The sequence below is a fragment of the Klebsiella sp. BIGb0138 genome, from assembly GCF_004342285.1.
In the GTDB taxonomy this organism is placed as follows: domain Bacteria; phylum Pseudomonadota; class Gammaproteobacteria; order Enterobacterales; family Enterobacteriaceae; genus Klebsiella.
The window spans coordinates 522,585-549,109 of record NZ_SMCV01000003.1; the positions used below are offsets into that span (position 1 = coordinate 522,585).

Genomic DNA, 26,525 nt, shown 5'->3' on the forward strand with positions numbered 1-26,525 from the left:
CTAATCGTCCCGTGTAATTAATCTTCCAGCTTCGGCTGCGGTGCGTCGTCAGGAAGTTTGACATGAACCTGGATGATACGTCGGCTATCCGCCATGGCGACCTTGAATTGGTAACCATCGATGTCGATCGACTCCCCGCGCGCCGGCAGATGGCCAAAGGCCTGCATCACCAGCCCGCCAATGGTATCCACTTCTTCATCGCTGAAGTGGGTGCCAAAGGCTTCGTTGAAGTCTTCAATGGAGGCCAGGGCGCGTACCGTCCAGGTATGGCGGCTCAGCTGACGAAAATCGATATCTTCTTCTTCATCGTATTCGTCTTCGATCTCGCCGACGATAAGTTCGAGGATGTCTTCAATGGTCACCAGACCAGAGACGCCGCCGAACTCATCAATCACGATAGCCATATGATAACGCTGGGAGCGGAACTCTTTCAGCATGCGGTCCACCCGCTTGCTTTCAGGCACGACAACCGCCGGGCGTAACACTTTTTCCATGCTGAAAGCGTCGGAGTCGCTGCGCATAAACGGCAGCAGGTCTTTGGCCATCAGAATCCCTTCAATGTGATCTTTATCTTCGCTGATGACCGGGAAACGCGAGTGGGCGGATTCGATGATCACATCGAGGCACTCGTCCAGCGTCTGGTTGCGTTTCAGGGTAATCATCTGCGAGCGGGGGATCATAATATCGCGGACGCGCTGGTCAGCGATATCCATGACCCCTTCGAGCATATCGCGGGTATCTTCGTCGATAAGATCGTTTTGCCCGGAATCACGGATCAGCGCCAGCAGTTCATCGCGGTTTTTCGGTTCTCCGTGAAAAAGCTGGCTGAGTAACAGGGAGAAGAATCCCTTTTTGCTGTTTACTGTGTCACTACTGTGTGAATTGTCGTCGCTCATGGCGTCGTGTGGGTTCTCATGTCAGTTAATTTGTCGCTCGTCGCGCGTATGTTCAGCGCCGGACGGCATGGGCGCGCGCCGCCGGTTAAACCGGCGGCAGGCTATTCCTTCTCGGCAATGTACGGATCCTCATAGCCCAGAGCAAGCATTATCTCTGTTTCGATGCCTTCCATCTCTTCCGCTTCTTCATCAATGATATGGTCGTAACCCAGCAGGTGCAGACTGCCGTGAATCACCATATGCGCCCAGTGCGCTTCCAGCGGTTTACCCTGCTCTGCGGCCTCCTGCTCAACGACCTGACGGCAGATAATCAGATCGCCAAGCAGCGGCAGCTCGATCCCCGGCGGCGCTTCGAAGGGGAATGACAGCACGTTGGTCGGCTTATCCTTGCCGCGATAGGTCAGATTCAGCTCGTGGCTTTCGGCTTCGTCGACCAGGCGGACGGTCACTTCCGACTCCTCCTGGAACTGGGGAATGACGGCATCGACCCAGCGTTGAAACTGAGCTTCATCCGGCAAACCGCCGTTATCTTCGCAAGCCAGCTGTAAATCGAGAATAACCTGACTCATTTCTGCTCCTGTTCCTGGGCTTCGCGTTTGCGCTCGGCGGCCAGGTCTGCTTTACGTTTTTGGTCAGCCTCTTCCCATGTTTCATACGCATTAACGATACGGGCCACCACCGGGTGACGCACCACGTCTTCGCTATGGAAGAAATTGAAGCTGATTTCATCGACCTCTGCCAGCACCTCAATGGCATGGCGCAGGCCGGATTTGGTGCTGCGCGGCAGGTCAATCTGGGTAACGTCGCCGGTGATCACCGCCTTCGAGTTAAAGCCGATACGGGTCAGGAACATTTTCATCTGTTCGATGGTGGTGTTCTGGCTCTCATCAAGAATAATAAAGGCATCGTTCAGCGTACGGCCGCGCATATAGGCCAGCGGCGCGACTTCGATAACGTTGCGCTCAATCAGTTTTTCGACCTTCTCGAAGCCGAGCATTTCGAACAGCGCATCGTACAGCGGGCGCAGGTACGGATCGACTTTCTGACTCAGATCGCCGGGCAGGAAGCCCAGTTTTTCCCCGGCTTCAACGGCGGGGCGGGTCAGCAGAATACGACGTACGTCCTGGCGTTCGAGCGCGTCTACCGCCGCGGCAACCGCCAGATAGGTTTTCCCGGTCCCGGCCGGGCCGACGCCGAAGGTAATATCATGGTCGAGGATATTGGCGATGTATTGCGCCTGGTTTGGCGTACGGGGCTTGATGACGCCGCGTCGGGTCTTGATATTGACGGCTTTGCCGTACTCCGGCACGCTCTCGGCGCTCTGTTCCAGCACGCGAGCTTCTTTGATAGCCAGATGGATCTGTTCCGGCTCAATGTCCTGAATCTGTCCGCGCATTGGCGCGGTATCGACGTACAGGCTGCGCAGAATATCTGCCGCCGCGTTCACGCATATCATGCGCCCGGTCAGTTTAAAGTGATTGTCACGGCGATTGATTTCGATGCCCAATCGGCGCTCCAGCTGTTTGATGTTGTCGTCAAACGGGCCACACAGCCCCAGCAGGCGTGCGTTATCCGCTGGCTCCAGGGTAATTTCACGGGTTTCTATGTTCAAGCTGTTCCTCTTTACGCGTTTTGCCGGACAGCAAACGTCTCCGGCCAGTAAGGAAATTATTCACGTCATCGGAATATGGCGCAAGCATTGCTATGAATATTGGGCCAGGGAGGGGAAATACAAGGCCTGCCGGGGTCGGCAGGCCAGAGTGGATCACGGCTGATAAGTCCCTACGCCGAGGTCGTTTTCTTTGCGGGTGCGCGCGATGACCGATTCCGGAGATTCCGCGATACGCAGCCCCATCTCCTCTTCGGTGCGCACAATTTTACCGCGCAGCGAGTTGGTGTAGACGTCAACGATTTCGACATCGACAAACTTACCGACCATATCCGGGGTGCCTTCGAAGTTGACTACCCGGTTGTTCTCGGTGCGCCCGGAAAGCTCCATGATGTTTTTGCGCGAGGTGCCCTCGACCAGAATGCGCTGGGTGGTGCCGAGCATGCGGCGGCTCCAGGCCATAGCCTGCTGGTTGATGCGCTCCTGCAAAATATACAGGCGTTGCTTCTTGTCCTTTTCCGGGACGTCATCGACCATATCCGCCGCCGGGGTGCCGGGACGCGCGGAGAAGATAAAGCTGTAGCTCATGTCGAGATTGACATCGGCAATCAGCTTCATGGTCTTTTCGAAATCTTCGTTGGTTTCACCAGGGAAGCCGACGATAAAATCGGAGCTAATCTGGATATTCGGGCGCGCTTCATACAGCTTGCGGATAATCGCTTTGTATTCCAGCGCCGTGTGGGTACGCCCCATCAGGTTCAGCACCCGGTCGGAACCGCTCTGCACCGGTAAGTGCAGGAAGCTCACCAGCTCCGGGGTGTCGCGATAGACATCAATGATGTCGTCGGTGAACTCAATCGGGTGGCTGGTGGTAAAGCGAATACGGTCAATACCGTCGATCGCCGCCACCAGACGCAGCAGGTCGGCGAAACTGCCGGTCGTTCCGTCGTAGTTCTCGCCGCGCCAGGCATTCACGTTCTGCCCCAGCAGGTTGACTTCACGTACGCCCTGGGCCGCCAACTGAGCAATTTCAAACAGAATATCGTCGCAGGGACGGCTGACTTCTTCGCCACGGGTATAGGGCACCACGCAGTAAGTGCAGTATTTGTTGCAGCCTTCCATAATCGAGACGAAAGCCGTCGGGCCTTCGGCGCGCGGTTCCGGCAGACGGTCGAATTTTTCGATTTCCGGGAAGCTGACATCCACCACCGGGCTGCGGTTGCCGCGCACTGAATTGATCATTTCCGGCAGACGATGCAGCGTCTGCGGCCCGAAAATAATATCGACATAGTGGGCGCGTTGACGGATATGGTGCCCTTCCTGAGAGGCGACACAACCGCCGACGCCGATAATCAGATCGGGGTTCTTCTCTTTCAGTAGCTTCCAACGGCCTAACTGATGGAAAACTTTTTCCTGTGCCTTCTCACGGATTGAGCAGGTATTGAGCAGCAGCACATCCGCTTCCTCAGCCACTTCGGTCAGTTGATATCCGTGCGTGGCATCCAGCAGATCGGCCATCTTTGATGAATCGTATTCGTTCATCTGACAGCCCCAGGTTTTAATATGGAGTTTTTTTGTCATCGACTTGCTCATGCTTAAGTATATATACCCAAAGTCATTTTCTTCACCGGGAATGAATCTGCAATGTGAAGGTCGACGGGTATAAAGCCAGGATTGCAGGGCGCGTATTGTAATGCTTTGGTTGCGCCCTGACCAGTGCGAGCGTTATCCCCGCAAGGCGGAGAAAAATCCGGTAAACTTAACGGATTCGGGTTTAAGGATAACGGCCATGACAATTCATGCAACAGATGTCGCCATTGTAGGTGGCGGAATGGTTGGCGGAGCCCTGGCGCTGGGGCTGGCGCAACACGGTTTTACGGTGACGGTTATTGAACCATCGGCACCGCCGGCATTTGATGCGTCGGCGCCGCCGGACGTGCGGATTTCGGCAATCAGCGCCTCTTCCGTGGCGCTGCTGCAGAGCCTCGGCGTCTGGGAGGCGGTACGGGCGATGCGGACGCATCCCTACCGTCGGCTGGAGACCTGGGAGTGGGAGGATGCGCATGTGACCTTTGACGCCGCTGAGCTGAAGCTGCCGGAACTGGGTTACATGGTAGAAAACCATGTCCTGCAGCTGGCGCTATGGCAGGCGCTGGCGGCGCATGAGGCCGTCACGCTGCAGGTTGGCGCCTCGTTACAAACGATGTGTCGGGAGCCGACGCACGCCACGCTGCGCCTGAGCGACGGCGGTGAGTGCTGCGCCCGGCTGGTTATCGGCGCCGATGGCGCAAACTCGCAGGTGCGCCAGCTGGCCGGCATTGGCGTTCATGCCTGGCAGTATCAGCAATCCTGCATGTTGATCGGCGTGCAGTGCGCGGGCTCTCCCGGCGAGAGTACCTGGCAGCAGTTCACGCCCTCAGGACCGCGCGCGTTTCTGCCGCTGTTCGACAACTGGGCTTCGCTGGTGTGGTACGACACGCCGGCCCGTATTCGTCAGCTGCAGGGGATGAGCATGCCGCAGCTGGAGCGCGAGATCGCCCATCATTTCCCCTCCCGTCTGGGTAAGGTTACGCCGCTCAGCGCCGGCGCGTTTCCGCTGACCCGTCGCCATGCGTTGCAGTATGTGCAACCGGGGCTGGCGCTGGTGGGCGATGCCGCGCATACCATTCATCCGCTGGCGGGGCAGGGGGTTAACCTTGGCTATCGTGACGTTGATGCGCTGTTGGATATTCTGGCTGAGGCGAAAAGTCATGGCGAAACCTGGGCCAGCCTGGCGGTGCTTAAACGCTATCAGGCGCGTCGCAGAGCGGACAATTTTATAATGCAGTCGGGAATGGATCTGTTTTATGCCGGGTTCAGTAACGATCTGGCGCCGGTGCGCGTGCTGCGCAATATCGGCTTAATGGCGGCGGCTCATGCCGGCGTTTTAAAGCGTCAGGCCCTGAAGTACGCGTTAGGATTGTAATCCGCGCTTCCCGGCTGGCTTAGCCGGGAGCGCAACCGGGACGATACGCTCGCCCGTAGAAAACAAAAAAGCTCGCCGAAGCGAGCTTTTTTGCTATTAAATGGCTGGGGTACGAGGATTCGAACCTCGGAATGCTGGTATCAGAAACCAGAGCCTTACCGCTTGGCGATACCCCAACGGGTGCGTCCACAGTGTGAACGACTTTTTTAAATTGGCTGGGGTACGAGGATTCGAACCTCGGAATGCCGGAATCAGAATCCGGTGCCTTACCGCTTGGCGATACCCCAACAATTCTTTCTGGATTTATCGAAATGAATCAATAAGCCCTTTATATGGTGGCTACGACGGGATTCGAACCTGTGACCCCATCATTATGAGTGATGTGCTCTAACCAGCTGAGCTACGTAGCCAATTTTATCATATTCTTCGATGGCTGGGGTACCTGGATTCGAACCAGGGAATGCCGGTATCAAAAACCGGTGCCTTACCGCTTGGCGATACCCCAATAACCGTCGCGGTGAACCGCAAACATCGAAGAAAATGGCTGGGGTACCTGGATTCGAACCAGGGAATGCCGGTATCAAAAACCGGTGCCTTACCGCTTGGCGATACCCCAACAAAAAAATCTTTTACTTTCAGAAGAGGTTATCTACAAACTTATTACGGCAGCCTTGATGACCATCTTACAGCCTGGATATACCCCATCCGCGCAACGCTTTGGGTGAATGGTGCGGGAGGCGAGACTTGAACTCGCACACCTTGCGGCGCCAGAACCTAAATCTGGTGCGTCTACCAATTTCGCCACTCCCGCAAAAAAAGATGGTGGCTACGACGGGATTTGAACCTGTGACCCCATCATTATGAGTGATGTGCTCTAACCAGCTGAGCTACGTAGCCATCTTTTTTTCGCGTTACCTTATCGGCGTTGCGGGGCGCATTATGCGTATTGGGCCTGCGAGCGTCAACCCCTTTTTCAAGGAAAATCGCTGGAATGTGACTGTTTGGTTAGGTTGCGAACAGCGTGATGCAATAATCGGCAATTATTGGTTATTTATCGCTTTTCAGCGGCAAATAAAGCAATAAAAAAACGGGCCCCGCAGGGCCCGTTGATGGTGCAAAACATTTATTTATAAGCGGACTGGTGTACGCCAACGGCGCGTCCTGACGGATCGTTCATGGTTTTGAACGTTTCATCCCATTCAATCGCTTTGGCGGAAGAACAGGCAACGGACGGGCCGCCTGGCACACACTCCGCCGCGCTCGGAAGCGGGAACAGTTCTTCAAAGATTTCGCGGTACAGATACGCTTCTTTAGAAGACGGCGTGTTGTACGGGAAACGGAAGCTGGCGGTTTCCAGCTGCTGGTCGGAGACCTGTTTTGCCGCCACCTCTTTAAGAGTATCAATCCAGCTGTAGCCCACCCCATCAGAGAACTGCTCTTTCTGGCGCCATGCGACGCTGGCCGGCAGGTAGGATTCAAAACATTCGCGCAGAATATGTTTTTCCATTTTGCCGTTGCCGCACATCTTGTCCTGCGGGTTAATGCGCATCGCGACGTCGAGGAACTGCTTATCGAGGAACGGTACGCGCGCTTCCACGCCCCAGGCCGACATCGCTTTGTTGGCGCGGGCGCAGTCAAACATGTGCAGCGCCTGTAGTTTACGCACGGTCTCTTCATGCAGCTCTTTGGCGTTCGGCGCTTTGTGGAAATAGAGATAACCGCCGAACACTTCATCAGACCCTTCGCCTGACAGCACCATCTTAATGCCCATCGCTTTGATTTTACGTGACATCAAATACATCGGCGTGGAGGCGCGGATGGTGGTCACGTCGTAAGTTTCAATGTGATAGATAACGTCACGGATGGCGTCGAGGCCTTCCTGCACGGTGAAGTGGATCTCGTGGTGCACGGTACCCAGATGGTTTGCCACTTCCTGCGCCGCCTTCAGATCCGGCGAGCCCTGCAGACCGACGGCGAACGAGTGCAGCTGCGGCCACCAGGCTTCGCTGCGCTCCTGATCTTCAACGCGGCGAGCGGCGAATTTTTTGGTGATGGCAGAGATAATCGACGAGTCAAGGCCGCCGGAAAGCAGCACGCCGTAAGGCACGTCGGACATCAGGTGGCTTTTGACCGACTCTTCCAGCGCCTGGCGCAGCTCGTTTTTATCCGTGACGTTGTCTTTAACCGCGTCATAGTCAAACCAGTCGCGCTGATAGTACTGACGGATTTCACCGTCTTTGCTCCACAGGTAGCTGCCGGCCGGGAACTCTTTAATGGTGCGGCACACCGGAACCAGGGCCTTCATTTCCGAGGCGACGTAGAAGTTGCCGTGCTCGTCATGGCCCATATACAGAGGAATAATCCCGATATGGTCGCGGCCGATCAGATACGCGTCCTGCTCGCTGTCGTACAGGGCGAAGGCAAACATCCCCTGCAAATCGTCAAGAAATTCCACGCCCTTTTCCTGGTACAGAGCGAGGATGACTTCACAGTCGGAACCGGTCTGGAAGGTATAGCGATCGCCGTATTCGGCGCGCAGCGCCTGGTGGTTGTAGATTTCACCGTTGACCGCCAGCGCATGGGTTTTTTGTTCGTTGTACAGCGGCTGGGCACCGGCGTTAACGTCGACGATAGACAGACGTTCATGAACCAGAATCGCTTTATCGCTGGCATAGACGCCGGACCAGTCTGGCCCGCGATGGCGCATCAGGCGGGAAAGCTCCAGAGCCTTTTTACGCAGTTCGACCGCGTCAGTTTTAATATCCAGTACGCCGAAAATTGAACACATAACCTTCTCCATTACCCTATCGTGTTGTGATGTTGCGTAGACCTCGTCTTATTGCGAAGTCTCAGTGCATGGGTAAGAAAATGCCGTAAAGGAGAGTGGGGCGCAAGGGATTTACGGCCTGTGTAAGAAAAAACGCAATGACGATTGTTGAATATTAAAAAAAGAGCATGTTTTGAGCGTCTTTATTGATGAATATTCAGTATCAGGCCGTTTTTATTAAATGAAGTTTTTTTCAGTAAGCGGGTAAATGAAAAACCACGTCCTGAGACGTGGTTTTATTCAGAAAACATCAATTTCCGCCACGGACGGGTAGATCCACGATGGCCGGAACGGCAGGCTGTCGATATCATCAAGCGTTGAGACGCCGGAGAGAACCAGAATAGTTTCCAGGCCAGCCTGGAAGCCGGCCAGAATATCAGTACGCAGATTATCGCCGACGATAACCGTCTGCTCGGAGTGCGCCTGCATTTTATTCAGCGCCGACCGGATAATCCATGGGCTGGGTTTGCCAACGTAAAACGGTTTGCGCCCGGAGATCTTCTCGATTCCGGCGCACAATGCGCCGCAGGCCGGGTAGTAACCGCGGCCATGGGTGTCCGGGTTGGTGGCAATAAAACGCGCGCCGTTGGCGACGAAGAAGGCCGCTTTATGCATCATATCCCAGTTAAATGAGCGGGTTTCGCCGACGATAACAAAGTCAGGATTGACGTCGGTAATAGTGAAGCCGGCTTTATAAAGCTCGTGAATCAGCGCACCTTCGCCGACCACGTAGGCCTTTTTGCCTTCCTGGCGGCGCAGGAAGTCAGCGGTGGCCATGGCAGAGGTATAAAAGGCGCTATCCGGTACCTCGATACCGGCGGTCGCGAAGCGGTTTGCCAGGTCCTGCCCGGTCTGGGAAGGGTAGTTGGTCAACATCACCAGCGGCATATCTTTTGCAAGAATACGTTTGATAAATTCAGCAGCGCCCGGCACGGCCACATTGTCGTGCATCAGCACGCCGTCAATATCACAGATTACGTTTTGAATGGTCATGGACTGTCCGACATCGTTGAAGAAAGGCGAAACTATATAGCCACCTTAGCTTTCCAGCAAACGCTGGAGCAGAATACCGTTGAGCATGGCGCGTTTCACCAGCGCAAAGGCGCCAATTGCCGAACGGTGATCCAGCGTGGAGCGTACCACCGGCAGATTTTTGCGAAACGCCTTCAACGCCTGGGCGTTAATACAGCCTTCAATCGCCGGTAACAGCACTTTCTCCGCTTCGACGATCTCACCGGCGATCACCACTTTCTGTGGGTTAAACAGGTTAATGGCAATCGCGATGGTTTTGCCCAGATGGCGGCCAACGTATTCGATGACTTCACAGGCCAGCGCGTCGCCTTTATTGGCGGCTTTGCAGATGGTTTTAATCGTGCAGTCATCGCTGGTCAACTTACTCGGGTAGCCCTGCTCAAGCAGATGACGCACGCGTTGTTCGATGGCAGCGTTCGCCGCGACGGTCTCCAGACAGCCAAAGTTGCCGCAGTGACAGCGTTCGCCGAGCGGGTCGACCTGAATATGGCCAATCTCACCGACGTTGCCGTTACGGCCGATAAAAATGCGCCCGTTGGAGATAATTCCCGCGCCGGTACCGCGGTGGACGCGCACCAGAATAGAATCTTCGCAGTCCTGGCTTGCACCGAAATAGTGCTCCGCGAGCGCAAGGCTGCGGATATCGTGGCCGACAAAACAGGTGACTTTAAAGCGTTTTTCCAGCGCCCCGACCAGCCCCCAGTTTTCCACCTGAATGTGCGGCATGTAGCGAATCACGCCGCTTTCCGGGTCGACAAGCCCGGGAAGAATGACCGAGATGGCGATAAGCTCGCGGATTTTACGCTGGCAGCGCTCAATAAAGGCCGCAATGATATTCAGCAGCGCATGTTCCAGGGTTTCCTGGGTGCGTTCCGGCAGCGGGAAGTGTTCTTCTTCCAGCGTCTTGCTGCTTAAATCATACAGGGTCAGGGTGGCGTCGTAGCGCCCCAGGCGCACGCCGATGGCGTGGAAGTTGCGGGTTTCCGCAATAATAGAGATAGCGCGGCGGCCCCCGGTGGAGGCCTGCTGATCGACTTCTTTGATCAGCCCGCGTTCTATCAGTTGACGCGTGATTTTCGTCACGCTGGCAGGGGCAAGCTGGCTTTGTTCCGCGATCTGAATGCGCGAGATGGGGCCGTGCTGGTCAATTAGCCGGTACACGGCCGCGCTGTTCAGCTGTTTTACGAGATCAACGTTACCAATTTGAGCATGTCCGCCTGCTGTCATACTTTACTTACTCAGTGACGACCTCGTTACCATTAACGATGGTCTTGATGATTTTATAATCGCGGGTAAAGGCGGTCAGGTTAGCGACCATGCCCGGCGCAATGCTGCCGAGCTGCTTTTCCACGCCAATCGCGCGCGCGGGGTAGAGGGTTGCCATACGCAACACTTCGTCCAGCGCGATACCGCAATGTTCGACGAGATTACGGACGCCTTCAATCATGGTCAGAGCAGACCCGCTGAGGGTACCGTTTTCATCTACACACAGTCCATTGCGGTAGTATATTGTTTTACCAGCAAAAATGAACTGGTCAATATCCGCCCCCGCCGGCGCGGTGGCATCGGTCACGAGGCACAGCTTGTCGCCTTTCAGACGTTTCGCGTTACGCACGTTAGCATAATCGACGTGCAGACCGTCGACGATAATACCGCAGTAAACGTCCGGCTCGTCGAAAATAGCGCCCGCGAGGCCCGGCTCACGACCGGTGATGTACGGCATCGCGTTATACAGATGGGTGGCGAAAGTGATGCCCGCACGGAAGCCGATTTTGGCCTCTTTCAGCGTGGCGTTAGAGTGGCCCGCGGAAACCACGATCCCGGCGTCCGCCAGTTGGCGAATCACCTCGGTGCCGACGCGCTCAGGGGCAAGGGTGACTTTGGTGATCACATCGGCGTTTTCACACAGAAAATCGACCAACGCCGGATCCGGTTTACGTACGTAGTCTGGGTTGTGCGTGCCTTTTTTCACCACGTTCAGCCATGGACCTTCGAGGTGCAGACCCAGCGCCTGGTTAGGATATTTTTGCAGGTACTCGCGCATCACGCGCACGCCCTGTTTCATCAGCTCGTCGCTGGAGGTGATAAGCGTCGGCAGATAGCTGGTACAGCCGGAGCGCTCGTTGGCCTTCTGCATAATTTCCAGCGTTTCGACGGTGACCGCATCCGGGCTGTCGTTAAACTGCACGCCGCCACAGCCGTTCAGCTGGACGTCGATAAAACCGGGGGCCAGAATGGCGCCGTTAACCGAGCGTTGCTCAATTTCAGACGGTAAATCAGCCAGTGAACAGATACGTTCGATAAGGCCATCAGCGACGATAATCGCATGGTCATCCAGAATTTCATGGCCGGTATAAATCCGACCTTCGGTTAATGCATACATTACGACCCCCGGTTTACACACACTCGTCTATAAGCTATTGACCGTGCTGGCGCTCAATGGCGCGTGTGTATCAGAAAAATGAAATGTCCCGCGGATGGGCCGCAGGACGAGACTACCTTACAGCCCTTTGACGCTTTCAGCTTCTAATTCATTGAAGTATTTCAGCGTCTTCACTTTCAGTTCCATGGTAGACGGCTCGTCGCACACCACCACCGCTTTCGGGTGCAGCTGCAGACAGGTGATGGTCCACATATGGTTGACGTTGCCTTCCACCGCCGCCTGCAGCGCCAGCGCTTTCTGATGACCCAGCACCAGAATCATCACTTCTTCGGCATCCAGCAGGGTACCCACGCCGACGGTCAGCGCATATTTCGGCACCAGATCGACGTCGCCGTCGAAGAAGCGGGAGTTTGCCACGCGGGTGTCATGAGTCAGGGTTTTAATCCGGGTACGAGAGGCCAGAGAAGAGGCCGGTTCGTTGAAGGCGATATGACCGTCGTTGCCGACGCCGCCCATAAACAGGTTAATCTTACCGTAAGAGCGGATTTTTTCTTCATAACGACGACATTCTGCATCGATGTCTGGCGCATTGCCGTTCAGCAGGTTAATGTTTTCCGCAGGAATATCAACATGATCAAAGAAATTACGGTGCATGAAGCTATGATAGCTTTCCGGGTGCTCTTTCGGCAGGCCAACGTACTCGTCCATGTTGAACGTCACAACATGCTTAAAACTGACCTGGCCCGATTTGTGCATCTCAACCAACGCTTTGTAAGCGGTCAGAGGCGTACCGCCGGTAGGCAGACCCAGAACAAACGGGCGATCGGCAGTCGGTTTGAAGGCGTTGATGCGGTTTACGATGTGGCGAGCAGCCCATTTACCGACTTGTTCAGCTGTTATCAGGGGGATCAGTCTCATTCTTCACCTCTATAGTTAAATTAGAACCTGGCGGATTGGCGCCAGCATACTATTAAGAGTATCGCAGTCACTACGCCAACCGGGGTCAATCCGTGTTGATTTTTTGAATGATAAAATAAGTTTTCGATGTTAGCCAGTCGAAGGGAGGGGTTAATACGATATTTGGTGATTATAGTCACAAAAAATACGCATTTAATTTGCGATACGAATTAATTTTCCACACACTTTGCAAGTAAGTTAAAAAACCAACCTGGTTACACAATAAAAAAGTGGCTTTGAATGAGCCTTATCGGGGTCTCATAGGGGGAATAAAGTGAGTATTCTAGGTTATCTACAAAAGGTTGGCCGCGCGCTTATGGTGCCGGTCGCCACGCTGCCGGCGGCAGCGATATTAATGGGCGTCGGTTACTGGATTGACCCGGTAGGCTGGGGTGGAGACAACGCGCTGGCGGCGTTCTTCATTAAATCCGGTTCCGCGATCATCGACAACATGTCCGTACTATTTGCCATTGGTGTGGCTTATGGTATGTCCAAAGATAAAGACGGCGCGGCGGCGCTAACCGGTTTTGTGGGCTTCCTCGTGTTGACCACGCTCTGCTCTCCGGCTGCGGTTTCCATGATCCAGAAGATTCCGGCGGATCAGGTTCCAGCGGCATTCGGGAAGATCAGCAACCAGTTCGTGGGGATCCTCGTGGGGATCATTTCTGCGGAGCTGTATAACCGCTTCAGCAGCGTTGAACTGCCGAAAGCACTCTCCTTCTTCAGCGGCCGCCGGCTGGTGCCGATCCTCACCTCTTTTGTGATGATCGTTGTCGCGTTCATCATGATGTATATCTGGCCGGTGATCTTCGACGGTCTGGTGAACTTCGGTGAACATATCCAGAAGCTGGGTTCCGTCGGTGCGGGCGTGTATGCGTTCTTCAACCGTCTGCTCATTCCGGTCGGTCTGCACCATGCGCTGAACTCCGTGTTCTGGTTTGACGTTGCCGGTATTAACGATATCCCTAACTTCCTCGGCGGCGCTCAGTCCATCGAAGCAGGTAAAGCGGTTGTCGGGATCACCGGTCGCTATCAGGCTGGCTTCTTCCCGATCATGATGTTTGGTTTACCTGGCGCGGCGCTGGCCATCTATCACTGCGCGCGTCCTGAGAACAAGGCGAAAGTGCTGGGTATTATGATGGCGGGCGCGTTTGCTGCCTTCTTTACCGGTATCACCGAACCGCTGGAATTCTCCTTCATGTTCGTTGCTCCGGTGCTGTATGTGATTCACGCGGTGCTGACCGGTATCTCCGTGTTCATCGCTGCCAGCATGCACTGGATTGCCGGTTTCGGCTTCAGCGCCGGTCTGGTGGATATGGTGCTGTCGTCCCGTAACCCGCTGGCGATCCACTGGTGGATGCTGATCCCGCAGGGCCTGGTATTCTTCGTTATCTACTACGTGGTCTTCCGCTTCACCATCACCAAATTCAACCTGATGACCCCGGGTCGCGAGCTGGCCGTTGCCGGTAGCGAAGCGGATGGTCAGGACGTGAATGTCAGCGGTGATAAAGAGCAGGATGTCTCGGGGCTGGCGCGTCAGTACATCGCAGCCGTCGGCGGGTCTGACAACCTGACCGGTATCGATGCGTGTATCACCCGTTTGCGTCTGAACGTTAAGGACTCCTCTCTGGTCAACGAAGCGCTGGCGAAACGTCTGGGCGCGTCTGGCGTCATTCGCCTGAATAAAACCAGCGTACAGATTATTGTCGGCTTCGTGGCGGAAAAAATCGCTAACGCGATGAAAACGACGGGACCCGTGGCGGCGGCAGAAGCCAACGCTGCACCGGCCGCGGCCGCTGCGACGGCTAAGCCGCAGGCGGTCGCAAATGTCAAAACCATCGCCGCGCTGGTGTCACCGATTACCGGCGACATCGTTGCGCTGGAGCAGGTGCCGGATGAAGCATTCGCCAGCAAAGCGGTAGGCGACGGCGTGGCGGTGAAACCGACCGACAAAACCGTTGTGGCTCCGGCCGCCGGGACCGTGGTGAAGATTTTCAATACCAACCACGCGTTCTGTCTGGAAACGGAAAACGGGGCGGAAATCGTGGTCCATATGGGTATCGATACCGTTGCGCTGAACGGCCAGGGCTTCAAACGCCTGGTCGAAGAGGGGGAAACCGTCACCGCAGGCCAGCCGATTCTGGAAATGGATCTGGCGTTCCTCAACGCCAACGCCCGTTCGATGATTAGCCCGGTCGTCTGCAGCAACAGCGATGATTACAGTGCGCTGGTGATTCAGGCAAGCGGTCAGGTTGTCGCTGGCCAGACGCCGCTGTATGAGATTAAAGGCAAGTAAGGCTCCTGAGTAGCGTTTATGCCTGAGCGGCGGGGGGAAACCCCCGCCGCTTTTTTTTACCGCAAATGACCCCATAATCTTCTTCAGATAGGTATTTTCCGTAACTAATAGTTGTCTCAACGTCCTGCTTGTAAGATCATGTGCCGTTATATGTTGTTTACGCTTTGAGGAACCCACGATGAGTGAGGCAGAAGCCCGCCCGACTAACTTTATTCGCCAGATTATCGATGAAGATCTGGCTACTGGTAAGCACACCACCGTTCATACTCGTTTCCCGCCGGAGCCGAACGGTTATCTGCACATTGGCCACGCGAAGTCTATTTGCCTGAACTTTGGTATTGCTCAGGACTATCAGGGCCAATGCAACCTGCGTTTCGATGACACCAACCCGGTGAAAGAAGATATCGAATACGTTGAGTCGATTAAAAACGACGTGCAGTGGTTAGGTTTCCACTGGTCCGGGGAAGTTTGCTACTCGTCTGATTATTTCGATCAACTGCACCAGTATGCCATTGAACTGATTAACAAAGGTCTGGCATACGTAGACGAACTGTCCGCGGATGAAATTCGCGAGTACCGCGGTTCGCTGAAAGCGCCGGGCAAAAACAGCCCGTACCGCGATCGCAGCGTAGAAGAGAACCTGGCGCTGTTTGAAAAAATGCGTGCCGGGGGTTTTGAAGAGGGTAAAGCCTGCCTGCGCGCGAAAATCGATATGGCTTCGCCGTTTATCGTGATGCGTGATCCGGTGCTGTATCGCATTAAATTTGCCGATCACCATCAGACCGGCAGCAAGTGGTGCATCTACCCGATGTACGACTTCACGCACTGCATCAGCGATGCGCTGGAAGGCATTACCCACTCCCTGTGTACCCTCGAGTTCCAGGACAACCGCCGTCTGTATGATTGGGTGCTGGATAACATCAGCATTCCGGTTCACCCGCGTCAGTACGAATTCTCGCGTCTGAATCTCGAATACACCGTGATGTCCAAGCGTAAGCTGAATCAGCTGGTGACGGAGAAGCACGTGGAAGGCTGGGATGACCCGCGTATGCCGACCATTTCCGGTCTGCGTCGTCGCGGCTATACCGCCGGGTCCATCCGTGAGTTCTGCAAACGCATTGGCGTGACCAAACAGGATAATACCATCGAGATGGCGTCGCTGGAGTCCTGCATTCGTGAAGATCTCAACGAAAACGCGCCGCGCGCGATGGCGGTCATCGATCCGGTCAAACTGGTCATCGAAAATTATCCGCGGGGCGAGAGTGAAATGGTGACGATGCCAAATCATCCGAACAAGCCGGAGATGGGCAGCCGTGAAGTCCCGTTCAGCGCGGAGATCTGGATCGACCGTGCCGACTTCCGTGAAGAAGCGAATAAGCAGTACAAGCGTCTGGTGCTGGGTAAAGAAGTCCGTCTGCGCAATGCCTACGTGATCAAAGCCGAGCGCGTGGAGAAGGATGCGGAAGGCAAGATTACCACCATCTTCTGTACCTATGACGCCGAAACGTTGAGTAAAGATCCAGCTGATGGCCGCAAGGTGAAGGGCGTTATCCATTGGGTGAGCGCCGCTCACGCGTTGCCGGTGGAAATCCGTCTCTACGATCGTCTGTTCAGCGTGCCTAACCCGGGCGCCGAGGACGATTTCCTGGCGGTGATGAACCCTGAGTCGCTGGTGATTAAGCACGGTTTCGCTGAACCGAGCCTGGCGCAGGCGCCAGCCAGCAAGGCCTACCAGTTCGAGCGTGAAGGTTACTTCTGCCTCGACAGCCGCTATGCAACCGCAACCAATCTGGTGTTTAACCGCACCGTCGGTCTGCGTGATACCTGGGCGAAAGTCGGCGAGTAAATTTCCTGTCGTCCTATCGCTGTACTATCAGTGTAAAAAACGCCGCACCCAGCGGCGTTTTTTTTAGTTCAGAATCAGGAAATTAAATCGGGTTATTTTCGCGATGCGAATTAATCCCGTTTGCAGCTTGTCATTTCTGCACGAATTTATTATCTACGCTGGCACGCTAAAACAGCTGTAAGCGCTTTCATTTCCTCTTTTTTCCTTGATTTAGCAAGCCCTTCCACGCAAAACGCATGACATCTAAGAATGTAACAAAAAGAAATAGAATATGTGCGCTTTGTCATAATCTTAAGCTTTGATCGGCGAAAGAGATTGATAATTCGCGTCACGAAAAATAGTCTATCAATAGTGGTTATGTGGCTTTTTACCGCACCACTTTTTAGCTGTCTTATTTATTTTTTCGCGGTTTGCCTTTGGCTCCGCGTTTTTAAAACGTCAAAGAGGATATGCACATGCGTACGTTTAGTGGCAAACGTAGTACGCTGGCGTTGGCTATTGCCGCCGTCACCGCGATGTCGGGCTGGATCGTTGTTCCGCAGGCCAGCGCAGCAGGTTTTATCGATGATTCCACATTAACCGGCGGTATCTATTACTGGCAGCGTGAGCGTGACCGGAAAGATGTGACCGACGGCGACAAGTACAAAACCAACCTTTCCCATTCGACCTGGAACGCCAATCTGGATTTCCAGTCCGGCTATGCCGCTGATATGTTTGGTATTGATGTGGCTGCCTTTACCGCAATTGAAATGGCGGAAAGTAGCGAAAGCGGTCACCCGAACGAAATTGCCTTCTCTTCTATCAATAAAGGCTACGACGAAGATTACTCCGGCGATAAGAGCGGGATCAGCCTGTATAAGGCGGCGGCCAAATTTAAATTCGGCCCTGCGTGGGCGCGTGCCGGCTATATTCAGCCGACCGGGCAAACTTTGCTGGCCCCGCACTGGAGCTTTATGCCGGGGACCTATCAGGGAGCGGAAGCCGGGGCCAATTTTGATTACGGTGACGCCGGTGCGCTGAGTTTCTCCTATATGTGGACGAACGAATATAAAGCGCCCTGGCACATTGAGATGGATGATTTCTATCAAAATGACAAGAAAACCAAAGTCGATTATCTGCACTCTTTAGGCGCCAAATACGATTTTAAAAATGACCTTGTGCTGGAAGCGGCATTTGGCCAGGCGCAGGGCTATATCGATCAGTACTTTGCCAAAGCCAGCTATAAATTTGATATTGCCGGAACGCCGTTAAATACCAGCTACCAGTTCTACGGCACCCGCGACAAAGTCAGCAACGGCGGCGCGAACGATATTTACGACGGCACCGCCTGGCTGCAGGCGCTGACCTTTGGCTACAAGGTTGCCGATGTCCTCGATCTGCGTCTGGAAGGCACCTGGGTCAAAGCGGACGGCCAGCAGGGTTACTTCCTGCAGCGTATGACCCCAACCTATGCCTCCTCCAACGGTCGTCTGGATATCTGGTGGGATAACCGCTCCGACTTTAACGCCAACGGTGAAAAGGCGGTGTTCTTCGGCGCGATGTATGACATGAAAAACTGGAATATGCCGGGCTGGGCGTTCGGCGCGTCATACGTTTACGCGTGGGATGCTAAACCGGGCAAAATGTCCGCGCCGGACGCTTACTACAACCCGGACAAACGCCTGGAAGAGTCCGCCTATAGCCTCGATGCCATGTACACCGTCCAGGACGGCCGCGCGAAAGGGACGTTGTTCAAACTGCACTTCACCCAATACGACAACCACTCCGATATCCCAAGCTGGAGCGGCGGTTACGGCAACATCTTCCAGGACGAGCGTGACGTTAAGTTCATGGTTATTGCCCCGTTCACTATTTTCTGATGCCGTTGCGGCAGGTATAAATCTGCCGCAAGCCTGAGAGGTCGAATATGAAGAAGCTATTGCTCATCGCCGTGATGGCATCGGGTCTGGTGGCCTGTACGCAGTCCCCCGCACCGAAAGAAGATACGAAGTTAAAAGATGCCTACAGCGCCTGTATCAATACGGCGGAAGGGAACCCGGACAAAGTTGAGGCCTGCCAGAGCGTGCTGGACGTGCTGAGACAAGAAAAGCAGCATCAGCAGTTTGCAAACCAGGAAAGCGTGCGGGTACTGGATTACCAGCAATGTATTCAGGCGACCCGCACCGGCAATGATCAGGCGGTGAAAGCGCGTTGCGATCGCATCTGGAAAGAGATCCGCAGCAACAATACCAGGCCCTGATCGCGGGCGCCAGACCCTGTCGGTAAAAACGCCTGATGTTGACCATCTGGCGTTTTTCATGGCACGCAATCCGGTTTACAGCGGCGCGGCCGGAGCAGGGGACTGATCGTAACCGCCCCAGACGGACTGATCGAATTCAATCACCGATCCGGTCATTAACCCGGACTCATCGCTGGCGAGGAAGGCGACCGCGCGCGCGACCTCTTCCGGCTGAATCAAACGACCAAAGGGCTGTGCGGCGGCGGCTTTTTCCAGCCAGTCATCCTGTGCTCCGTGGTAGGTCTTCATGATACGGTCCTCACCTTCCGAGGCCATCCAGCCAATATTCAATCCGTTCACGCGGATCCGGTTGCGCAATAGCGCGTAGGCGGTGTTGCGGGTTAAGGTCGCCAGCGCGCCTTTTGAAGAGCAGTAGGCGGCAATAAACGGTTGACCTGCCAGGGACGACATAGAGCAGATATTGACGATGCTACCGGCAATGTTTTCCCGGCGCATGACTTTGATGGCCTCCTGCATCAGAAAGAACGGGCCACGTACGTTGGTGGCGAAAATGCTGTCAAAACGCTCTGGCGTGGTATCGAGAATCGATCCCCGGTCGGTCATTCCACCGGCATTGACCAGCACATCCACCCGCTTGAATAGCTCGTCTGCTTTGGCGATCACCGCCCGACAATCTTCTACCGAAGAGAGATCGGCACGTACGAACGTCACCTGGGTTGTCGTACGACTCATAATCTCGTCGGCGACGGCACGCCCTTTATCCTGGTTTCGGCCACAGATAATGATGCCGCTGGCGCCATTCTCGGCCAGCTGACGAGCGATAGCGGCACCCACACCCTGGGTACCACCGGTGACAACGGCGACTTTGCCTGCGAAATTGTTCATGATCGTTCACCTTTTCTGCATGTTGTATTGTTGTCAGAAGCCGACACGTTGCTGTTGGCGTCCGGTAAGATGTTCGGTGTAGGCCTGATTCACGGATTCACGGGCGCTGACTTCGGGCACCCCGACATCCCACCAGGCATCGCCCGGCGTCCAGCTATAGGGATGAGTGGCGATAGAGATGACGGTCGTGCGGTCGTTTCCTTTCGCCCACTGAATGGCCGTTTCCAGCTCTGCCAGCGTATTGACCTTGCGGGCGCAGGCGCCCATTGACTGCGCGTGCGCGACAAAATCGACATGAAAAGGCTCCTGCACCCGGCAATCTTTCAGCAGGTTATTAAACGATGCGCCGCCCTTGGCGTTTTGCAGGCGGTTGATCACCGCATATCCCCCGTTATCGCAGACGATCAGGATAAATTTATGCCCGGAGAGGACGCTGGAGTAGATATCCGAGTTCATCATCATGTAGGTGCCGTCGCCGATCATCACGAAGACATCGCGATCGAGGCCCGCCATTGCGGCGCCCCAGCCCGCGGAAAGCTCGTAACCCATGCAGGAGAAGCCGAATTCACAGTCGAAAGTACCGGGGTTTTTCACCCGCCAGCCTTTAACCAGCTCGCCCGGTAGCCCGCCGGCGGCGCTGATGATGTAGTCCTCCGGCGCCGCCTGCGCGTTGACGATACCCACGACCTGGGCGTAGGTCGGGTCACCTTCTGCCGGAGTCGGTTCCTGTTTTTCGGCGATCAGCGCATTCCACTTCACGAACGCCTGACGCCCCCTCTCCAGCCATGCCGCGTCCGCTCGCCAGCTGCCCAGCGCCGCGTGTAGGTCATTGAGTCCTTCACGAGCGTCGCACACCAGCGGCAGCGACTGGTGCTTATGCGCGTCGAAACGCGCGGCGTTGAGGGTAATAAACTGCGCGTCATGGCTGAATACGGTCCACGAGCCGGTAACAAAATCCATCAGCCGGGTGCCGATAGCGAGGATCACATCGGCATTCGCCGCCAACTCATTGGCGGAAGTGGAGCCGAGAATGCCAATCGGGCCCATGTGCAGCGGATGGTGATGAGTGAAGGTGCCTTTGCCGGCAATGGTCTCCACCACCGGGATCCTATGTTCTCTGGCGAAATTCTCGAGGGCGATTTCCGCCTGCGAATAACGCACTCCGCCGCCGGCGATGATTAACGGCCGTTCCGCCCGCTGCAGCCGTTCTGCGGCGAGGGCCAGCTGTACCCGATCGGCCCGTGGGCGCGCCGCATGATGCACCCGCGGCTGAAAGAAGGCTTCCGGATAGTCATACGCCATCTCCTGAACATCCTGGCAGATACCGATAAACGCCGGACCACAGTCGCCGGGATCGAGCATCGTGGCGACCGCCTGCGGCAGAGAGGAGAGGAGCTGCTCCGGGTAGGTAATGCGATCCCAGTAGCGGCTGACGGCTTTGAAGGCGTCGTTAACCGTTTGGGTGGGGTCGTTAAAGTGTTCCACCTGCTGCATCACCGGGTCCGGACGACGGCGGGCGAAGCTATCGCCACAGATCATCAGCAGGGGTAAGCGGCTGGTATGGGCGACACCTGCCGCCGTCAGCAGGTTAGTCGTACCAGGGCCGATCGAGGCGGTTACCACCATAATCTGTCGCCGAACCATCGCCTTAGCAAAACCGACGGCGGCAAATGCCATGGACTGTTCGTTCTGTCCACGCCAGGTCGGGAGGGTTTCCTGTGCGGCCTCCAGGGCTTCCCCTAAACAGGTGACGTTACCATGACCAAAAATGCCATAGACCCCCGGAAAGAGAGGAACCTGTTTCCCGTCCACTTCAGTAAACTGATTGCTCAGATAACGCACTATTGCCTGAGCCGCCGTACAACGAACAGTAGCCATGTTTTTACTCACTCTAAAAGGGGATGCCGTTTAAGGACATCCTGGTTACGGGTGACAACAATCATTGCTTTTTATTTTTTCTAAGCAATAAAAGTTGTAAAAAAAGGCTGTGGCCACCCCTTCCCGGCAGGCCGGGAGAGAGGGTAAATATTAATCCTCAGTCGCGCTGGCGTTTACGCCCCATGCTTGCGTGCTGAGCTTGTTCAGTCAGCGTTTCAATCCGTGGTTCTGCTTCCTCCGGCGAAAGCGCCGAGGCCAATGCCATCGCAATGCTTTGTGCCAGGCACACCGGGGCCGCCAGCGAACGCGAGAAGCTGTACTCTTCTTCCGGGATGGTAAACAGAACGCGGGCATTTTTGGCTAACGGCGAAAGCTGGCTATCGGTCATGGCGATGACAGGGATCTGCCGGGTGGCCGCTTCATCGGCGATGGCAATCACCTCTTTGGCGTAATGGCGAAAAGAGATGGCAAGCAGTACGTCGCCTTCACGCATATTGCTGGCTATCTGTTGGGCCAGGCCCCCGGAGGAGTCCAGCAGGCAAACCCGGCGATTCAGCATGGTGAGCAGATAACGCAGCAGCTGCGCTACCGGTGCTGAACGTAACTGGCCGGCGATAAAAATCGTATCCGCCTCTTTTAACAATTTGGCGGTAACATCCAGGTCCTGCTCGCTGACATTGCTTAATAGCTCCTGCAGGGTTGCGATGTCACGGATCACCAGGCTTTGCAAAAAGCCCAGATTGCCCTGTTGCTGGTTTTTTTTCAGATCGTTTTCCAGAGCGGTAATCCGCTCATTATATCCCGGTGCCGCCGTGGCCAGCCGGGTCTGGAAGACGCTTTGCATCTGTTTAAATCCGCTATAGCCAAACGCCTGAGCAAAACGGACCAGCACGGAAGGGTGCATGCCGCATTTCGCGGCAATGGCGTTAATCGACTCCAGCGCCACGGTATTTGGATTTTGCGTAATGTAACGCGCGGCCTGCTGAAAGCGCTCCGACAGCTGCGGATAGCGCCGGGTGATTTCATTCACGACCTGCTCATAATTGCGATGAGGGATCGTGTTATCCGGCACCGGGTTGTGTTTCTTTTCACTCATTTCGTTCGCCTTCCTGAACAGTACACCGTTGTGCCTGCACCTTACTGCAATAAAAATTGTGAGTAAAAGCTCATCTGCAATTATTTCTATCCGATCGTTCGGCAACAGGGAAAAAACTTGGGTGAAATTTGTGATATCTATCGTAAAAATAAATTTTCATTTTTGTTTATTTTGAAATAAATGTTGCGAAAACGTTTTTTATCTTACTGATTTTTATTGACTAAAAGCACTTTTTCTTCCTTGTTCTGACTATGAAATTCATCATTGCAATTTTCATTGCTTGTAATCTATGTTTGCAATTAATGGTGATTTTAAGGCAGTGAGGCAGGCGGAGGAATGACAACAATGTACGACGATTATGGGCAGTTTATTGCGGGAGAGTGGCGTCGGGGGAGCGGTCCGGAATCGATCGAGGTATGCGATCCGGGTAATGGGCAGATTATCGGCCAGATTACGGCGGCGGCAGAAAGCGATACTCAGGATGCGCTGCGTAGTGCCGGGCAGGGGCTGGCGCTTTGGCGGGAAACTCTTGCCTGGCAACGTGCCGATATCCTGCAGGCCGTGGCGCGAGAAATGGTGGCGATGGCGCCGGAGGCGGCGCTGACGATCTCCCGGGAAAGCGGTAAACCGTTGGCCCAGGCGAAACGTGAATGGGAGCTGTCGGTCGATCAGTTTGTCTGGTACGCCGAAGAGGCGCGGCGTATCTACGGCCGCATTATCGAAAGCCGCGTGCCGGGCGGGCGTCTGGAGGTACACCATGAACCGGTGGGGATCGTCGCCGCATTTACCGCCTGGAATTTCCCCGTGGTGCTGGTGGCACGCAAACTGGCTCCTGCCCTGGCGGCCGGCTGTGCCGTGGTGCTACGTCCCTCCAGTGAAGTCCCCGGTTCGGCAATGATGATTTTTGAATGCTTACGTCGGGCGGGTCTGCCCGCCGGCGTGGCGAATCTGGTGATCGGGCCGACCTCTGCCACCTACGAGCCGCTGGTCAGTTCGCCGCTGGTGAAGAAGATCTCGCTCACCGGGTCGACCCGGCTGGGGCAGCAGATGATCCGCGACTCCGCTGCCACAATCAAACGCCTGAGCATGGAGCTGGGGGGGAACGCACCGGTGATCGTCTGGCCGGATGCCGACATCGATAAGGCGCTGGATCTCTCGGTAGCCACCAAATTTGCCAACAGCGGTCAGGTGTGTGTGACCTGCGATCGTTTCTATGTTCATGAGAGCTGCTATGCCGCATTTGTCGACGGCTTTGCCGCGCGCGCCAGCAGACTGAAGGTCGGCTACGGGCTGGAGCCGGATACGCAAATGGGGCCGCTGATTCATCCCCGCCGTCTGGAGGAGATGGCAAGCATCGTCGAGGATGCCAGGCGTAAAGGCGGCCGGGTGGTGACCGGTGGACGGCGTATCGAGCGCAATGGCGGCTATTTCTTCGAACCGACGGTTATTGCCGACCTGCCGGATGAAGCGCGGGCGCTGGCCGAAGAAAACTTTGGCCCGATTGCCGCCATCACCTCTTTTGGCGATGACGATGACCTGTGGGCGCGGGTCAACAATAGCGGTTTTGCGCTTTCCGCCTACGCCTTCACTCGTGATCCGGCCAGGATGCGTGAAACCGTCGCGCGTTTCGAATCCGGCATGGTGGGGATCAACAGCTATGCGCTGGCGGCGGCAGAAGCGCCGTTTGGCGGCATTAAAGCCAGTGGCATGGGGCGGGAAGGGGGAAGCGAAGGTCTCCTCGACTATATGAATGTCAAGCTGGCACAAATTGTGGTGTAAGGAGCAGCGATGAAAACGAATAACATCAAAGCCTGCTGGGCGGCGGGGATACCGGTGCTGAACGGGTGGCTGAGTATCGCCAGTGCTTTCAGTGCCGAAATCATGGCGGAGCAGGGTTACGATGCGCTGACGATCGACCTGCAGCACGGTTTTATCGGGTATGACGATGCCAGGCCGATGCTGCAGGCGATGCGCGCCAGCGGCGTGGCGCCGATGGTACGCGTCCCGTGGCTGGAACCGGGGATGATTATGAAGGCGCTGGACGCCGGCGCCTGGGGGATTATCTGCCCGATGATTAACACCGCGGAGCAGGCGCGCGAGCTGGTCTCCTGCGTGCGCTATCCGCCTGCCGGCAGCCGCAGCTTTGGCCCAACGCGCGTGACGTTCTCCGCCGGCCAGGATTACGGCCAGCATGCCGATGAGCAGGTCGTCTGCTTCGCCATGATTGAGACCGCAGAAGCCGTACGCAATCTTGACGCGATTCTCGATACCCCCGGTCTGGATGGCGTTTACATCGGCCCGGCGGATTTAACCCTCGGTCTGACGGGACGTCAATACCGCACCGGCTTCGATCGGCAAGAGCCGGAGATCGTCGCGGCAATCCAGCAAATTGTCGCGGCGGCCCACCGCGCCGGGAAGCGAGCCGGTTTGCATAACGGCACGCCAGAATATGCGGCGAAGGCCGTCAGCTGGGGATTCGATCTGGTCACCGTCTCTAATGATGTACAGCTGCTGCGTTCCGCCGCCGCCGCCAGCGTTCAACGCTTTCACCAGCTGCAGGGGAATACCTCGCCGGCCGGGAGCGTTTCGCCGAAGGGGGGTTACTGATGCCGCATGTTCTGGTGGCCGGGAAAATTCATCCCGCAGGAATTGAGCTGTTGCGTCGTGCCCCGGGATTTACCGTCGAACTGATTTCGCCGGTGAGCGTTGACAGCTATGCGCCGTTTTTGCCGCAGGCCGATGCCTTATTGATTCGTACCCAGCCGCTGACGGCCGTAGAGATTGCGAGTGCCCGGCAGTTGAAGATCGTCTCACGTCACGGCGTAGGTTATGACTCGGTCGATATCGCAGCGCTGAGCGCCCGGCACATTCCGCTGGCCGTGGTGGGCGATGTGAATTCGCGTTCGGTGGCGGAGCATACCCTCGCGCTGCTGCTCGCGTTGGCGAAGCGGGTCTGTTACTTCGACCAGGCGATTCGTGCAGGAGACTGGAACAGTCGGAACACCTTTTCTGCCGTCGAACTGGCGGAAAGAACGCTGTTTATCCTCGGATTCGGCCGTATTGGCAGGGAGGTCGCCCGACTCGCGCAGGCTTTTCGCATGAAGGTGGTGGCCTGGGATCCTTATGTGGCCGATAGCGCGTTTGCCGATCTCGGTGTTGCCCGGGTTCGGGATATTGACGCCGGGCTGCAGGAAGCGGATGCCGTCACTGTACATCTGCCGCGGGTAGGCGATCGGCCGCTGATCGGTCGGGCGGAACTGGCGCAGCTCAAACCCGGAGCGTTGCTCATTAATACCGCCAGAGGGGGCATCATTGATGAGCAGGGGTTGGCCGACGCGTTGGCCGCCAATCGTCTCGGCGGGGCGGCGCTGGATGTTCTGGAATGCGAACCGGCGGATCTGGCCTCCGTGCTGCTGGAACACAAAGACCGCCTGATCCTGACGCCACACAGCGCCGGGTTGACCGGCGAAGCGGCGATGCGCATGTCGGTATCGGCGGCGCAGAATATTATCGATTATTTCAACGAACGTCTGGAACCGTCGCTGGTCGTCAACCCTGAAGTGCTGGCGATCAATGCGGTGATGAACCCATTACCTTGAAGCCTGAAGACCCTGTG

General features: G+C 55.7%; 20 protein-coding genes, 7 tRNA genes and 1 pseudogene. 8 read left to right on the top strand and 20 right to left on the bottom strand.

Annotated elements, in window-relative coordinates:
- Positions 1–17 precede the first annotated feature (17 nt).
- The 4 genes from corC to miaB all read right to left on the bottom strand — a co-directional run bounded on the left by corC (position 18) and on the right by miaB (position 4,086).
- Entirely contained in the window at positions 18–896 is an 879-nt protein-coding gene (gene corC / locus EDF73_RS10560; RefSeq protein WP_132728924.1) for a CNNM family magnesium/cobalt transport protein CorC, read from the bottom strand.
- Between the two features lie 101 nt (positions 897–997).
- A complete protein-coding gene (gene ybeY / locus EDF73_RS10565; RefSeq protein ID WP_132728926.1) occupies positions 998–1,465 on the bottom strand; it encodes an rRNA maturation RNase YbeY in 468 nt (155 codons plus the stop codon).
- Positions 1,462–2,508: a PhoH family protein gene (locus tag EDF73_RS10570; protein ID WP_132728928.1), complete on the bottom strand. Its 1,047-nt coding sequence runs from the start codon at positions 2,506–2,508 to the stop codon at positions 1,462–1,464. The genes ybeY and EDF73_RS10570 overlap by 4 nt, the downstream gene beginning before the upstream one ends.
- 153 nt (positions 2,509–2,661) lie before the next feature.
- On the bottom strand, positions 2,662–4,086 hold the full coding sequence (gene miaB, locus EDF73_RS10575; protein WP_132728930.1) for a tRNA (N6-isopentenyl adenosine(37)-C2)-methylthiotransferase MiaB: 1,425 nt from the start codon (positions 4,084–4,086) through the stop codon (positions 2,662–2,664).
- Between the two features lie 208 nt (positions 4,087–4,294).
- On the opposite strand from miaB, the gene ubiF reads away from it, so the two are divergent.
- The gene (gene ubiF / locus EDF73_RS10580) at positions 4,295–5,470 is read left to right on the top strand and encodes a 3-demethoxyubiquinol 3-hydroxylase (protein ID WP_132728932.1); all 1,176 of its coding nucleotides are present in this window, start codon (positions 4,295–4,297) and stop codon (positions 5,468–5,470) included.
- Between the two features lie 101 nt (positions 5,471–5,571).
- On the opposite strand, the gene EDF73_RS10585 is transcribed toward ubiF, so the two are convergent.
- The 12 genes from EDF73_RS10585 to nagB form a co-directional block, all read right to left on the bottom strand.
- Positions 5,572–5,646: transfer RNA gene (locus EDF73_RS10585), tRNA-Gln, on the bottom strand.
- A gap of 36 nt (positions 5,647–5,682) precedes the next feature.
- Positions 5,683–5,757: transfer RNA gene (locus tag EDF73_RS10590), tRNA-Gln, on the bottom strand.
- A gap of 46 nt (positions 5,758–5,803) precedes the next feature.
- Positions 5,804–5,880 (bottom strand) — tRNA-Met (locus tag EDF73_RS10595).
- Positions 5,881–5,900: 20 nt separating this feature from the next.
- Positions 5,901–5,975 (bottom strand) — tRNA-Gln (locus EDF73_RS10600).
- 36 nt (positions 5,976–6,011) lie between these two features.
- Positions 6,012–6,086 (bottom strand) — tRNA-Gln (locus EDF73_RS10605).
- A gap of 110 nt (positions 6,087–6,196) precedes the next feature.
- Positions 6,197–6,281 (bottom strand) — tRNA-Leu (locus EDF73_RS10610).
- Positions 6,282–6,290: 9 nt separating this feature from the next.
- Positions 6,291–6,367, bottom strand: a tRNA-Met gene (locus EDF73_RS10615).
- 226 nt (positions 6,368–6,593) lie between these two features.
- A complete protein-coding gene (gene asnB, locus EDF73_RS10620; protein ID WP_132728934.1) occupies positions 6,594–8,258 on the bottom strand; it encodes an asparagine synthase B in 1,665 nt (554 codons plus the stop codon).
- Between the two features lie 279 nt (positions 8,259–8,537).
- Positions 8,538–9,290 carry an HAD-IIA family hydrolase gene (locus EDF73_RS10625; RefSeq protein ID WP_132728936.1) on the bottom strand — a complete coding sequence of 251 codons (753 nt, stop codon included), beginning with the start codon at positions 9,288–9,290 and terminating at the stop codon, positions 8,538–8,540.
- Positions 9,291–9,335: 45 nt separating this feature from the next.
- A complete protein-coding gene (locus tag EDF73_RS10630; protein ID WP_132728938.1) occupies positions 9,336–10,556 on the bottom strand; it encodes an N-acetylglucosamine repressor in 1,221 nt (406 codons plus the stop codon).
- Positions 10,557–10,563: 7 nt separating this feature from the next.
- On the bottom strand, positions 10,564–11,712 hold the full coding sequence (nagA, locus tag EDF73_RS10635; protein ID WP_132728940.1) for an N-acetylglucosamine-6-phosphate deacetylase: 1,149 nt from the start codon (positions 11,710–11,712) through the stop codon (positions 10,564–10,566).
- A 117-nt stretch (positions 11,713–11,829) separates the two neighbouring features.
- Positions 11,830–12,630 carry a glucosamine-6-phosphate deaminase gene (gene nagB, locus EDF73_RS10640; RefSeq protein ID WP_132728942.1) on the bottom strand — a complete coding sequence of 267 codons (801 nt, stop codon included), beginning with the start codon at positions 12,628–12,630 and terminating at the stop codon, positions 11,830–11,832.
- 313 nt (positions 12,631–12,943) lie between these two features.
- Here nagB and nagE point away from each other — a divergent pair, with 313 nt between their 5' ends.
- Positions 12,944–14,965, top strand: a complete 2,022-nt coding sequence (nagE, locus tag EDF73_RS10645) for an N-acetylglucosamine-specific PTS transporter subunit IIBC (protein WP_132728944.1) — start codon at positions 12,944–12,946, stop codon at positions 14,963–14,965.
- Between the two features lie 178 nt (positions 14,966–15,143).
- Positions 15,144–16,811, top strand: a complete 1,668-nt coding sequence (gene glnS / locus EDF73_RS10650; RefSeq protein ID WP_132728946.1) for a glutamine--tRNA ligase — start codon at positions 15,144–15,146, stop codon at positions 16,809–16,811.
- A 200-nt stretch (positions 16,812–17,011) separates the two neighbouring features.
- Here glnS and EDF73_RS27660 read toward each other — a convergent pair.
- Positions 17,012–17,170 (bottom strand): annotated as a pseudogene (locus EDF73_RS27660) (methionine synthase); the annotation flags it as partial.
- Positions 17,171–17,266: 96 nt separating this feature from the next.
- Between EDF73_RS27660 and chiP the strand changes: the two are divergent.
- Together chiP and chiQ are read left to right on the top strand one after the other, a co-directional pair.
- The gene (gene chiP, locus EDF73_RS10660) at positions 17,267–18,670 is read left to right on the top strand and encodes a chitoporin (RefSeq protein ID WP_132728948.1); all 1,404 of its coding nucleotides are present in this window, start codon (positions 17,267–17,269) and stop codon (positions 18,668–18,670) included.
- 47 nt (positions 18,671–18,717) lie between these two features.
- A complete protein-coding gene (gene chiQ, locus EDF73_RS10665) occupies positions 18,718–19,050 on the top strand; it encodes a ChiQ/YbfN family lipoprotein (RefSeq protein WP_132728950.1) in 333 nt (110 codons plus the stop codon).
- 75 nt (positions 19,051–19,125) lie between these two features.
- Here the strand turns inward: chiQ and EDF73_RS10670 are convergent, their stop codons facing one another.
- The 3 genes from EDF73_RS10670 to EDF73_RS10680 form a co-directional block, all read right to left on the bottom strand.
- Positions 19,126–19,935 carry an SDR family oxidoreductase gene (locus tag EDF73_RS10670; protein ID WP_132728952.1) on the bottom strand — a complete coding sequence of 270 codons (810 nt, stop codon included), beginning with the start codon at positions 19,933–19,935 and terminating at the stop codon, positions 19,126–19,128.
- A gap of 33 nt (positions 19,936–19,968) precedes the next feature.
- Positions 19,969–21,813: a 3D-(3,5/4)-trihydroxycyclohexane-1,2-dione acylhydrolase (decyclizing) gene (gene iolD, locus EDF73_RS10675; RefSeq protein ID WP_132728954.1), complete on the bottom strand. Its 1,845-nt coding sequence runs from the start codon at positions 21,811–21,813 to the stop codon at positions 19,969–19,971.
- A 157-nt stretch (positions 21,814–21,970) separates the two neighbouring features.
- The gene (locus EDF73_RS10680) at positions 21,971–22,909 is read right to left on the bottom strand and encodes a MurR/RpiR family transcriptional regulator (protein ID WP_132728956.1); all 939 of its coding nucleotides are present in this window, start codon (positions 22,907–22,909) and stop codon (positions 21,971–21,973) included.
- A 345-nt stretch (positions 22,910–23,254) separates the two neighbouring features.
- Between EDF73_RS10680 and EDF73_RS10685 the strand changes: the two genes are divergently transcribed.
- From EDF73_RS10685 to EDF73_RS10695, 3 genes are read left to right on the top strand one after another with little or no spacing between them, the layout of a single operon-like run.
- Positions 23,255–24,688 carry an NAD-dependent succinate-semialdehyde dehydrogenase gene (locus tag EDF73_RS10685; RefSeq protein WP_132728958.1) on the top strand — a complete coding sequence of 478 codons (1,434 nt, stop codon included), beginning with the start codon at positions 23,255–23,257 and terminating at the stop codon, positions 24,686–24,688.
- 9 nt (positions 24,689–24,697) lie between these two features.
- Complete coding sequence (locus EDF73_RS10690; protein ID WP_132728960.1) at positions 24,698–25,516, top strand: aldolase/citrate lyase family protein; 819 nt, start codon at positions 24,698–24,700, stop codon at positions 25,514–25,516.
- On the top strand, positions 25,516–26,508 hold the full coding sequence (locus EDF73_RS10695) for a hydroxyacid dehydrogenase (RefSeq protein WP_132728962.1): 993 nt from the start codon (positions 25,516–25,518) through the stop codon (positions 26,506–26,508). The genes EDF73_RS10690 and EDF73_RS10695 overlap by 1 nt, the downstream gene beginning before the upstream one ends.
- The last annotated feature ends 17 nt before the right edge of the window (positions 26,509–26,525 follow it).